At 63.3% G+C, this 11,950-nt stretch carries 12 protein-coding genes; 6 read left to right on the top strand and 6 right to left on the bottom strand.

Annotated elements, in window-relative coordinates:
* Positions 1–108: 108 nt before the first annotated feature.
* The 3 genes from DBV08_RS01495 to cofC are packed head-to-tail and all read right to left on the bottom strand — an operon-like array spanning position 109 to position 4,097.
* Complete coding sequence (locus DBV08_RS01495) at positions 109–1,035, bottom strand: NUDIX hydrolase (protein ID WP_095969214.1); 927 nt, start codon at positions 1,033–1,035, stop codon at positions 109–111.
* Positions 1,036–1,052: 17 nt separating this feature from the next.
* A complete protein-coding gene (locus DBV08_RS01490) occupies positions 1,053–3,296 on the bottom strand; it encodes an RNA degradosome polyphosphate kinase (protein ID WP_095969215.1) in 2,244 nt (747 codons plus the stop codon).
* Positions 3,297–3,347: 51 nt separating this feature from the next.
* On the bottom strand, positions 3,348–4,097 hold the full coding sequence (gene cofC / locus DBV08_RS01485) for a 2-phospho-L-lactate guanylyltransferase (protein ID WP_095969216.1): 750 nt from the start codon (positions 4,095–4,097) through the stop codon (positions 3,348–3,350).
* 126 nt (positions 4,098–4,223) lie between these two features.
* On the opposite strand from cofC, the gene DBV08_RS01480 reads away from it, so the two are divergent.
* The 3 genes from DBV08_RS01480 (at position 4,224) to DBV08_RS01470 (ending at position 7,549) form a co-directional block, all read left to right on the top strand.
* A complete protein-coding gene (locus tag DBV08_RS01480) occupies positions 4,224–5,222 on the top strand; it encodes an NAD(P)H-dependent glycerol-3-phosphate dehydrogenase (RefSeq protein WP_019747941.1) in 999 nt (332 codons plus the stop codon).
* On the top strand, positions 5,219–6,370 hold the full coding sequence (locus DBV08_RS01475) for a cystathionine gamma-lyase (protein ID WP_124566324.1): 1,152 nt from the start codon (positions 5,219–5,221) through the stop codon (positions 6,368–6,370). Before DBV08_RS01480 ends, DBV08_RS01475 begins: the two co-directional genes overlap by 4 nt.
* Positions 6,371–6,442: 72 nt before the next feature.
* Positions 6,443–7,549, top strand: a complete 1,107-nt coding sequence (locus DBV08_RS01470; protein WP_039973089.1) for a D-alanine--D-alanine ligase family protein — start codon at positions 6,443–6,445, stop codon at positions 7,547–7,549.
* Here the strand turns inward: DBV08_RS01470 and DBV08_RS01465 are convergent, their stop codons facing one another.
* Entirely contained in the window at positions 7,550–8,242 is a 693-nt protein-coding gene (locus DBV08_RS01465; RefSeq protein ID WP_095969219.1) for a DUF3515 domain-containing protein, read from the bottom strand.
* Positions 8,243–8,319: 77 nt separating this feature from the next.
* On the opposite strand from DBV08_RS01465, the gene DBV08_RS01460 reads away from it, so the two are divergent.
* Genes DBV08_RS01460 through DBV08_RS01450 form a run of 3 tightly spaced genes read left to right on the top strand, consistent with a single transcriptional unit; the run spans position 8,320 to position 10,553 of the window.
* Positions 8,320–9,351: a thiamine-phosphate kinase gene (locus DBV08_RS01460; protein WP_172436492.1), complete on the top strand. Its 1,032-nt coding sequence runs from the start codon at positions 8,320–8,322 to the stop codon at positions 9,349–9,351.
* A gap of 9 nt (positions 9,352–9,360) precedes the next feature.
* On the top strand, positions 9,361–9,882 hold the full coding sequence (locus tag DBV08_RS01455; RefSeq protein ID WP_124566323.1) for a gamma carbonic anhydrase family protein: 522 nt from the start codon (positions 9,361–9,363) through the stop codon (positions 9,880–9,882).
* Entirely contained in the window at positions 9,882–10,553 is a 672-nt protein-coding gene (locus DBV08_RS01450; RefSeq protein ID WP_095969221.1) for a uracil-DNA glycosylase, read from the top strand. The genes DBV08_RS01455 and DBV08_RS01450 overlap by 1 nt, the downstream gene beginning before the upstream one ends.
* Before the next feature lie 66 nt (positions 10,554–10,619).
* Here the strand turns inward: DBV08_RS01450 and DBV08_RS01445 are convergent, their stop codons facing one another.
* Positions 10,620–11,414: an enoyl-CoA hydratase-related protein gene (locus tag DBV08_RS01445; protein ID WP_124566322.1), complete on the bottom strand. Its 795-nt coding sequence runs from the start codon at positions 11,412–11,414 to the stop codon at positions 10,620–10,622.
* Positions 11,415–11,531: 117 nt separating this feature from the next.
* Complete coding sequence (gene rpmB, locus DBV08_RS01440) at positions 11,532–11,723, bottom strand: 50S ribosomal protein L28 (protein ID WP_003942669.1); 192 nt, start codon at positions 11,721–11,723, stop codon at positions 11,532–11,534.
* Positions 11,724–11,950: the final 227 nt, after the last annotated feature.

Raw genomic sequence — 11,950 nt, 5'->3', positions numbered from 1 at the left:
TCCGCGGCTGCACCTCTTTTTGCCGCCTGGGAGAAGTGTGAATTCTCCTGTGTTTCAGTGCTTTGCAAAACTACCGACTCGAGCTGGGTGTCGGTTGGTCCAAATCCCTCAGGAGTTGGCGACTTTGGGGAGCGGGCTGTCGAGGTGATCGGCGGCAACCAGACGGCCGTCGAGGAACGAGAGCACCCAAGTGCTCGCCTTACGGTTGCGTGCGGAGGGCAGTGTTACACCGGCCGTATCAGCCCACCAGCGCATCAAATCGGGGATGACGCCTCCTTGGCTGCAGATCACGGGAGTGCCCTCCAACGCGGCGATCTGCAGCGCACGTGCCCTGGCGGCCTCGGGATCGGCCTCGTAACCTTCTTCGGTCAGAAGAGGTTCCGTCGAAACTTCGACACCCAATGCCTCCGCCAATGGCATTACGGTGTCGACGCAGCGCGTACGGTCAGCCGCGAAAACCGAATCGGCTCCGAAGATTTTCAGCTGTTCGACCAAGGCGGCGGATTGCTCTTTGCCCTTGGCGTCGAGTGGACGCACATTGTCGTCGCCCTTGTACCGCTTACGGCTTCCAGCTTTTGCGTGGCGGACGAGCAATACCGTTTTCGTGTCCGGCCGAATGGAAACGAAGCGGCGAAGAATCATCCGATCCATCGGGTAGGAAAGATGATCGGCGACCTCGGCGACCGGAAGCCAATAGAGAACATCTACTTCGTTGTTCGGCCCGAAATCTCCGTCTACTGCTTCGGCCGACCAGTATTCGACCCGTTTGAGTTTGCGATGTCCCGGGATCGGGTACGTCACGCCACCGAGGTGCCTTCCGAAACGTCCGGTGATCGAGGTCTCTTCGCGGACCTCGCGAACTGCCGCGGTCAAGAAGGTCTCGCCGGGATCGAGCTTTCCTTTGGGGAATGACCAGTCGTCGTACTTCGGTCGATGTACGACGGCGATCTCGATGGCGGAAGGATCCTGGGGAGCCTTCCGCCACAGAACCGCGCCTGCGGCAAAGATGTTGGCTTTGACCGGCTTGTCGCTCATTGTGTGATCCGAGCCCGTCAAGACCCGCTGGCGGTGCGGCTGCGCATCAACGACTGTTGATGCTCACGTACGTCCTCACCGCGTTCGGGAGCAGCGACCCAACTCCCGTCCGGATGCAGTACCCAGCAGCGAGTTCGGGGGTCGAGCGCGGAGTCGAAGATGTCACCGAGCTGCTTCGACAGTTTCGGGTCCTTGACCTGCACCATGACCTCGACGCGGCGATCGAGGTTGCGGTGCATCATGTCTGCGCTGCCGATCCAGAACTCGTCGGCCGAGCGGAAATGGAACATTCGCGAGTGTTCCAGGAAGCGTCCGAGAATGGAACGTACTTCGATGTTTTCGCTGAGGCCGGGAACACCCGGCTTGAGCGCGCAGATTCCGCGGACCACGATCTCGACGGGGATACCGGCCTTGGACGCGCGGTACAACGCGTCGATGACCTGCTCGTCGACCAATGCGTTGGCTTTCAAGCGGATACCGGCCTCGCGGCCTGCGAGCTTGTGCGCGATCTCGTTGTCGATCCGCTCGATGATCCCGCGTCGAACCCCGTACGGCGCAACGAGAAGGTTGCGGTAACTCGTCTTTCGGGAGTATCCGGTCAGCGAGTTGAAGAGGTCGGTGAGGTCCGCACCGATCTCCGGTGCTGCGGTGAGCAATCCGACGTCCTCGTACATGCGCGCGGTCTTCGGGTTGTAGTTGCCGGTGCCGATGTGGCAGTAACGACGAATGGTCGAGCCCTCTCGCCTGACGACGAGGCAAGTCTTGCAGTGAGTCTTGAGACCGACCAAACCGTAGACGACGTGAACGCCGGCCTGCTCGAGTTTGCGTGCCCACTTGATGTTGGCCTGCTCGTCGAAGCGCGCCTTGATCTCCACCAGCGCCACAACCTGCTTGCCGGCTTCGGCGGCGTCGATCAGTGCGTTGACGATGGGGGAGTCGCCGGAAGTGCGGTACAGGGTCTGCTTGATCGCGAGTACCTGCGGGTCGGCGGCGGCCTGTTCGATGAAGCGTTGAACGCTTGTGGAAAACGAGTCGTAAGGGTGGTGGACGAGCACGTCGCCTTCGCGCAGGGTCGAGAAGACGCTCTTCGGAGTCTCGCGTTCACCGAACGCCGGATGCGTCGCCGGGACGAACGGCGCGTCCTTGAGAGCCGGGCGGTCGACGGCGTAAACCTGCCAGAGGCAGGACAAGTCGAGCAGACCGGAAACCTCGATCACGTCGGCCGGATCGACGTCGAGTTCACGCAGAAGCAGTTCGAGCATGTGCTCGGTCATGTCGTCGGCAACTTCGAGTCGAACGGGTGAACCGAAACGGCGACGCGCCAATTCACGTTCGAGTGCCTGCAGCAGATCCTCGTCCCGATCCTCTTCGACCTCGAAATCGGCGTTACGTGTGATTCGGAAAGCGTGATGTTCGACGATTTCCATTCCGGGGAACAGCACGTCCAGATGAGCCGAAATCAGTTCTTCCATCGGGAGGAACGAATCGATGGTGGACGAAGACGTCGTGCTCTTGACTCGGACGAACCGGCCGACGTTGTCGGGAACCTTGACGCGAGCGAAGTGTTCGCCGCGGGTGACGGAGTCCTTCACCGTCACGGCGAGGTTGAGGCTCAGTCCGCTGATGTAGGGGAACGGGTGAGCGTGATCGACTGCCAACGGCGTCAGTACCGGGAAGACCTGCTCGTGGAAATGTGCCGAGAGTCGGCCGTGGTCATCGGCGCTGAGATCGGCCCACCGAACGATCGAAATGCCCTCTGCCGCCAGGGCAGGGCGGACCGAGTCGAGAAACACGTGCGCGTGCTTGTCGGCGAGTTCCTGGGTGCGACGCGCGATGAGCGCCAATTGTTCGCGTGGGGAGAGGCCGTCGGCGGACCTGACCGACAGTCCGGTCTCGTCGCGGCGCTTGAGTCCGGCGACCCGGACCATGAAAAACTCGTCGAGATTGGAAGCGAAGATGGCGAGGAACTTTGCGCGTTCGAGCAACGGCAGTGACTCGTCGGCGGCCAATGCGAGAACACGGGCATTGAAATCGAGCCAGCTGAGTTCGCGGTTGAGGTAACGATCCTCGGGGAGCCCGACGAGCAATTCGGGTAGCTCTGCCTTGGTAGCTGCAGGGGGCGCGCCCGGGATGTTGGTGGCGACCGCGACGGCCTGAGATCGCGGCGAGGTGGCCGCGCCGTTCTCGTGCCGGCCGGAGCTGTGGTCTCCGTCCGACTGGTCTTCGGAAATACGGTTTTCGAGTGCTTCGCCATTGCTCACTCGTCGATCATCCCCCACAATCGCGCGGTCCGACAATCGATGAAAGAAAATTCATCGGCTGTTCGACGGCGTGGCCTTGAGTCTGGTCAACGAAGCCGATGTGGCGGGGCCTACTCCCAGTGCTCGCACAGTGCTGAGATCGGCATGGGTGTCGACGTCGGTGCGCAGTCCCGGCCATTGGCCGTTGAGTGGACGAGCACCTGAATTAGTATGTCCAAGTGCAGATTCCGGTCCGAATCGAGGGTCGAGCGCACTCTCTCCACACGCAAACAATGCGGAGGTGCCGGTGCCGTGATGATCGACGACGACGGAACGTCCGCCGCTTCGGGCGTCGGCCACGGCCTCCGTCAGTTCGCTTGGTTGCATGGCGGGCAAGTCGGCTTGCAGCACAACGAGGTCGACCACTCCGCGCTTGGCTCGGATATCGGCGGCCGCTGCACTCAGCGCCGCATTGAGGGTTTCCTCCGTGCGCGGTGTTGTGCCGTTGGTTCGGTCGCCGTCGGGAGCTGGATCGGCGTAGACAGTCACGCCGACGGAATATGCAAGGGCGGCAACGGTGGGGTCTGGGGTGACCACTGTGACGCTGTCGATGGCCGAGACGGCTGCGACGGTGGCGAGGGTGTCGTGAAGCATGGCCAACACCAGGTCTGCACGCGCGTCCGAGTCGAGTTCGCCCGCGAGGCGGGACTTGGCCGATCTCAAGGACTTGACGGCCACTATCGCATGCATGGGGCGTTCGATCTCCGTGCGCGCATGCGGTGTCTCCACGACGTGTGGGTACGGGGGTTCCGCGCTGTCCATCCCTCGATCTTGCCAGTCATCACGCTCGGTGTCCGCGGCTGCCCACCGCAGTGCACCACAGGCGATACTCTGTGCAGACGATTTTTCTGGCGGCGACCCGCTTCGCCGGGTAGACGGGGTGAGCGTGTGAGTAAGGCAGCTGTATTGGGCGCAGGTTCGTGGGGAACGGCGTTGGCGAAGGTGATGGCCGAGGCCGGAACCGACGTGACGATGTGGGCCAGGCGTGAAGAGGTCGCGAAGCGCATCGACACCACGCACGAGAACAGCGACTATCTGCCAGGCATTGCTTTGCCTTCGTCGATTCGCGCGACCCACCACCACGAGGAGGCGATGGCAGGCGCTGACTTCATCGTGCTGGCGGTTCCCTCGCAGTCGCTACGGGGAAACCTGGAGCAGTGGAAGGGCTCGATCGGACCCGATGCGACTCTGCTGAGTCTGGCCAAGGGAATCGAGACCGGGACGCTCATGCGCATGAGCCAGGTCATCGTGTCGGTGACCGGTGTGGAACCGGGGCGCGTCGCGGTGCTCTCGGGCCCGAATCTTGCACACGAGATCGCCAGCGGGCAGCCCGCGGCGACGGTGATCGCCTGCTCGGATTCCTCGCGTGCCCTCGCTCTCCAGGATGCTTGCGCTACCGGCTATTTCAGGCCGTACACCAATTCCGACGTCATCGGTTGTGAGATCGGCGGTGCGTGCAAGAACGTGATCGCACTGGCCTGTGGCATGGCCGCCGGTAGTGGGTTCGGCGACAACACGGTTGCCAGCATCATCACCCGCGGGCTCGCCGAAACAATCCGGCTCGGTGTTGCGCTCGGAGCCAAGGCGTCGACTCTCGCAGGCTTGGCGGGTGTCGGTGATCTGGTAGCGACCTGCACGTCCGAGTTGTCGCGAAACCGGACGTTCGGAGAGCGGCTCGGACGGGGCGGGTCGATGGAGTCGGCGCAGAAGGCAACCAACGGTCAGGTCGCCGAGGGCGTGAAGTCGTGCACGTCGGTACGCGCACTCGCTGCCGGATACGACGTGGAGATGCCGTTGACCGACGCGGTCCATCGGGTGTGCCACGAAGGCATGGCCGTCAGCGATGCGATCGGTCAGTTGCTCGGACGCCGGACGAAGCCGGAATGAGTGAAATCGGTATGAGTCATCGCGGGGACTACGGGGATTCGACGCGCAGCGTGAGCGCCGTCGCGCGCGAACACGCCGCGGGTCAGCCCATGCAGCTTGGGCCGATATTCGCTGCGCCGTACCAACTTTCGCCCGAGGAAGGCTCCGAGTCCGATACCTACGCTCGTGCATCGAACCCGGGTTGGCGCGGACTCGAATCAGCGCTCGCGGCGCTCGAAGGAGCGGACTACGCCCTCGTCATGGGATCGGGAATGTCCGCGATCACCGCGACCTTGCGCAGCGTGCTCGTCACCGGAGATACCGTCGTCGTGCCCTCGGACGGGTACTACCAGGTGCGGTTGTACGCGAACGAGCGCCTCGCGCCGTTGGGGATCACGGTTCGCGAAGTTTCGACTCTGCGGATGGGCGACGCGAGCTTCGCGGATCTGCTCGCCGCGTCGCCGGGCCGCGTGGTCGTCGTCGCCGAGACGCCCTCCAACCCGGTGCTGGACGTGGTCGACCTTCGCGTGCTCGCCGACGTGTGCCACCGATCGGGCGCGCTGCTGATCGTCGACAACACGACTGCGACACCTCTGGGGCAGCGCCCGCTCGAATTGGGTGCCGACATCGTCGTGGCCAGCGGTACCAAGGCCCTCAGCGGGCACAGTGACCTCCTGATGGGTTACGTCGCCACCTCCGATGCGGCTGTGAGTCAGCGAATCGAGCGTGAGCGACTACTTTCGGGAACAGTGCTCGGCCCCTTCGAGACGTGGCTTGCGCACCGCAGTCTCGGCACGGCAGGCCTGCGATTCGGACGTCAGTGCGACAACGCGCTGGCCCTGGCCGAGATGTTGGCGGGACACAAAGCGGTCCGGTCCGTTCGTTACCCGGGCCTTCGCGGTGACCCGTCCTTCGCAACGGCATCCGGTCAGATGAATCGATTCGGCGGACTGGTGAGCGTCGAACTGGATTCGGCTCAGGCATTCCACTCGTTCGTCGAAGCGAGCGCGCTCGTCACGGCCGCCACCAGCTTCGGCGGGATCCACACGACGGCGGATCGCCGTGCGCGCTGGGGCGATCCGGTCAGTGCGGGTTTTGTCCGAATCGCTTGTGGCATCGAGGACACCGCCGATCTTCTGGCCGACATCGAGCGTGCGCTCGACGCGTGAGCGGACCACGTCGATGATTTCGGGTCCGGCCCGATCGCGTGCCGAAGTCGATTCGGCGGTACGGTTTGACGCGTGAACAGCAGCCGTACCCGCGTGGCCGTGATCTTCGGTGGCCGGAGCAATGAGCATTCAGTGTCCTGTGTTTCCGCCGGAAGCGTCCTGAGCAACCTCGACCCCGATCGGTACGACGTCGTACCGATCGGCATCACCGTCGACGGTTCCTGGGTGCTCGGTTCGAGCGACCCCAGCTCCCTCGCGATCAGCGGGCGCGCACTGCCGTCGGTCGACAAGGACGGAACGTCGGTGGTCCTCAGCGCGGACCCCACCCGCGAGGGCGAAGTCATCTCCTTCGACGGGTCGGACGCCGGTGCTGTGCTCGCGTCGGTCGACGTCGTGTTCCCCGTTCTGCATGGGGCTTACGGCGAAGACGGCACCATTCAGGGTCTGCTCGAACTTGCCGGGGTTCCGTACGTCGGGCCCGGAGTCCTGGCCAGCGCCGCCGGCATGGACAAAGAATTCACGAAGAAGCTTCTTGCTGCTGAAGGACTTCCCGTCGGAGTGCAGGTCGTGCTTCGACCGGGAACCGCAACGCTGACCGAAGAGCAGAAGGCGGAGTTGGGCCTTCCGGTTTTCGTGAAGCCCGCTCGTGGAGGCTCGTCCATCGGCATCACTCGGGTGAGCAATTGGGACGGTCTGGACGGGGCGATTGCTCATGCACGCCTGCACGATCCCAAGGTGATCGTCGAAGGCGCGATTATCGGCCGCGAGGTGGAATGCGGCGTCCTCGAATTCCCGAACGGCGACGTCAAGGCGAGTGTGGTCGCCGAGATCCGGATGCCGGATTCCGACGCCGATTCGGACGCGTTCTACGACTTCGACACCAAGTACCTCGACGACGTCTGTGAATTCGACATCCCTGCGAAACTCGACGAGTCGGTGAGCGACCAGATCAGGGAGCTTGCAGTCCGCGCGTTCAAGGCCCTCGATTGCCAAGGACTCTCGCGAGTCGACTTCTTCGTCACGGCCGACGGCCCGGTGATCAACGAGATCAACACGATGCCCGGGTTCACCTCCATCTCGATGTACCCGAAGATGTGGAACGCCACCGGAATCGATTACCGCACTTTGATTTCGACACTGGTCGACACCGCCATCGCTCGAGGCACCGGCCTTCGCTGATCAGGGAACCGCGACCGGTGCCGGGTCGAGAGGCTTCTGTTCGAGAGTCGCCGTGATGGTGTCGGAGATCTCCTGAATCGGCGTCGGGCCGGTCCCGTCGGGGATCGTGATACCGATGTACTCGCCGCGGTCTACGGCAAACCACGTGCTCGCCGCCAGACCGATGTCGGTTCCCGAGACCTGGAACCACTGCACGCCGTTGACGACCTGTAGCGCTGCCGCCTGATCGAACTCGGACGGACGGTCGAGCCCGCAGCGCAGCACGATCGGCTCACCTTCGCTGCGCTGCCAAGCGGCGGCTCCGACCGGAGCAGGTTCCACCAACTCCGCTTTCGTGAAGTCGTCGATCTTGTCGGGAAGCGCATCGAGAAGGGAAACGCAGGCCTCCGACTCTGCAGCCGGTGCCGGCACGGGACCGAGCGCCACGGGCGAGAGTTCGGGGTTGTTTCCCGCGACGACGGCTGCGATCACCACTCCGACGATCAGGGCCACCGGGAGCGCGATGGCGGTCGCGATCAGTGCCGGACTGCGGCGCTCGGACGGATCGTCGTCGCCGTCGGGGTCGATGTCGGTGTTGTCTGCGGTGGAAGTGTTTTCTGCCATGCTCAGTTCTTCGCTCGGGTCCTGGTCCAGTCGATCGGCGGTCTTGTCACTTCTGAGGACACGGCGGTGAATCGGTAGGATTGCCGACACACGCGTGAGCTTGCAGAAGCATTCACGACCACAGCTAGAAGGTACCGCAGGCCGCTTACGAGCGAATTGCGTCGGCATTGGAGACACTCATCGCATCATCGGAGTTCGCTGCATCATCGGGGCTCGCTGCATCATCGGAGTTCGGGTCAGAGCACACCGTCGAACAGGTGGGGGAGTTCGACGTGATCGCGCGCTCTCTCGTCGGCCGAATCCAACCGGTCACCACTGAATTGGGGCCGGGTGACGATGCCGCGATCGTGACCTCCGGTGACGGTCGCGTCGTCGTCTCGTCCGACATGCTGGTCGAAGGTCGGCATTTCCGAATGGACTGGTCTTCGCCGCGGGACATCGGCCGCAAGGCGGTGGCCCAGAACGCTGCCGACGTGGTGTCGATGGGAGCGAGGCCGACGGCATTCACCGTGTCTCTGGGGTGCCCACCGTCGACTCCCGTCGACGTGGTCGACGGGATCTCGGCCGGGATCTGGGACGCGGCAACCGATCTGGGAGCCGGTGTAGTCGGCGGAGACCTCGTCCAATCACCGGTGATCGTCGTGTCGGTGACCGTCCTCGGCGATCTCGGCGGCCGTCCGGCAGTGCTGCGGTCGGGAGCGAAGGTCGGTGACAGGATCGCGGTCGCCGGGTTGTTCGGTTGCTCGGCAGCGGGTTTGGCCCTACTTCTCGACGAAGCGGAAGATTTTCCGGATTTGCTTGCTTCTCATCGGGTTCCGAATCCGCCCTATGAATCGGCTTGGGCGGCGGCAGGATCAGCACATTCGATGACCGACGTATCCGACGGATTGATCGCGGATCTTCGACATCTTGCAGAGGCATCGGACGTGCGGTTCGACATCTTCTCGGCGACGGTTCCGACCTCACCCGACGTCGCGTCGGCGTCCGAGGTCCTCGACGTCGATCCGCTGGACTGGATCCTCTCCGGTGGTGAAGATCACGGATTTGCAGCAACTTTCGGGCCGGAAGTCGAGATTCCTTCGGGGTGGACTGTGATCGGTGAGGTCGTCGGCGGGTCCGGTGTGACGGTCGACGGTTCCCTCCGCGAGAGCGGCGGAGGTTGGCACAGCTTTTCGACCACCGGCACCACCGCGGTATAGGTTGCTTTCATGGCTGTATATGCACTTGGAGACAGAGTTCCGGACATCCATCCGGACGCGTACGTCCACCCGGACGCGGTGGTGATCGGCGCCGTGACTCTCGCGGCGGGAACCTCTATCTGGCCGCAAGCGGTATTGCGTGGTGACTACGGAACCATTTCGGTGGGAATCGGATCCAACATCCAGGACGGAACTGTCATCCACTGCACCGCCATCGATGCAACCGTCATCGGCGCTGGTTGCGTCGTTGGCCACAACGCGCACATCGAGGGGTCGACCATCGAGGACCACTGCCTGATCGCATCGGGGTCAGTTGTTCTCAACGGTACGGTGATCGGGACGGGGTCGATCGTCGCCGCTGGTGCGGTGGTGGCCAACAAGATGCAGGTTCCGCCGCGCAGCATGGCACTCGGTGTGCCGGCCAAGGTCCGTGCGGGATACGAGGTTCCGCTCGGTCACCTCGACGGGAACGTCAAGATGTACGCAGCCAATGCGGCGTACTACCGCGATGCGTTGCGCAGGCTCGACTGATGGCGCCGCTTGCAGAGATCGTCGATCCAGGGTGGGCGCGGGCACTCGAACCGGTCTCGGAGCAGATCTCCGCGATGGGTAAGTTCTTGCGCGACGAGATCGCTGCGGGACGGGAGTATCTGCCTGCGGGAGAGAACGTCTTGCGTGCATTCACGAACCCGTTCGACGACGTTCGGGTGCTGATCGTCGGTCAAGACCCCTATCCGACGCCCGGTCATGCTGTCGGGTTGAGCTTTTCGGTTGCCCCGGACGTGCGGCCGGTTCCGCGAAGCCTCGGCAACATCTACAAGGAGTATCACCAGGATCTCGGGTTGCCGATACCGCCGAACGGCGATCTGACGCCGTGGTCGAAACAAGGTGTGCTGCTTCTCAATCGCGTTCTCACCGTGCAGCCTGGGCAAGCCGCTTCTCATCGCAAGAAGGGCTGGGAACCGGTCACCGAGCAGGCTATCCGCGCTCTGGTCGCGCGGTCGTCGCCGATGGTGGCGATCTTGTGGGGTCGGGACGCGGCCACCCTCGCGCCGATGCTCGGCGACACACCGATCATCGAATCCGCGCACCCGTCACCGCTTTCGGCCTCGCGCGGTTTCTTCGGTTCGCGCCCGTTCAGTCGTGCGAACGAACTCTTGACCGGACTGGGAGCCGATCCGGTCGACTGGAATCTGGGCTGATCGAACTGCGTCTGCACTCACCTGGCATGCCGAACGTCGTGGCGCGACGTTCGGCATGCCGCTGACTTACGCCTGCTTTGCGGAAGTGAAATCGGGGCGACGCTTTTCGACGAATGCGTCGACACCTTCGCGGCCGATCGGGCTGTTCGCCGCGAGGGCGATGGACGCAGCTTCGGCGTCGAGTTGCTCGGCAAGCGAGTTCGTCCGTGACGAACGCAGCAGCGCTTTGATTCCCGAGTACGACGTGCTCGGCCCGTTGGCCAAGGCGCGGGCGAGGCGAGCTGCTTCTTCCTGAACCTCGTCGTCGCCGACGAGTCGCGTGAGAATCCCCAGGCGGACGGCTTCGTCGCCACCGATCACCGAATCGTTGAGAAGAATCTCGCGAGCGCGTGCCGCACCGACGATGCGGGGGAGTGTCCATGACATCCCGCCGTCCGGGGTGAAACCGATGGAGGGGTAGGCAGGGCGAAGCTTGGTGCCGGTTCCGCCGATCGCGACGTCGGCGAGGCAGACCAGGCTCATTCCGGCGCCGGCTGCCCATCCGTGGACTCCGGCGACCACCGGAGCGGTCGCGGCGTCGAGCGCGCGTACGAACACGTGGAAGACGCGGGCAACTTCGGCCACGTACTCGCCGCGGTCGGGGGCTGCTGCGAAGGCACGGACGTTGCCGCCGGCACAGAAGTTTGCGCCCTCGCCGACCAGAAGGATGCTCCCGATGTCGTTTCCGACTGTCTCGAGCGCCTGCGCGCCCTGAACCAGTCCTTCGTCGTCGAGTGAGGTGCCGTTGGCGGCGGTGGAAATGGTGATGCGGAGTACGCCCTCGTCGAGGGTCACTTTGCTCAGGTCATCGATAGAAGTCACTCAACGCACATTACGGGTGCCTGACAGCCAAACGAAACACGGGGACACATAGATACAGCTCTGCCCCCGTCACCGAAGTGACGGGGGCAGAGCCTGCAATAGTTTGTGCTCGGGCAATCAGCCCCGAGCGACCTTGCCTGCCTTCAGGCAGGAGGTGCACACGTTGACCTTACGGGTGTTACCCGGGGCAACCTCGGTACGAACAGACTGAATGTTCGGGTTCCAGCGACGATTGGTACGCCGGTGCGAGTGCGAGACCGACTTACCGAAGCCGGGCCCCTTGGCGCATACGTCGCAGACGGCAGCCATAGTCGCGAACTCCTTGTTAGAAATGAATATTGAAGTGGTTACCCTACACGGTAGGGCAGCCAGAATTACAATCCGAATATACTCGACTTCGAACCGATCCTTGACCGCTCACTGTGCAGTCGAACGTGAAAACAGTCAATCAGCAACAAACAATGTGCAGCATTATTTCGTGTAGCCCGTTCGAGGCAACCGTGTAAGAGTAACCGCTTCCGGCCCGAATGGCCAAA

The sequence above is a fragment of the Rhodococcus sp. KBW08 genome, assembly GCF_003852455.1.
Taxonomy (GTDB): domain Bacteria; phylum Actinomycetota; class Actinomycetes; order Mycobacteriales; family Mycobacteriaceae; genus Rhodococcus_F; species Rhodococcus_F baikonurensis.
This window is presented reverse-complemented; position numbering and strand designations above follow the sequence as displayed.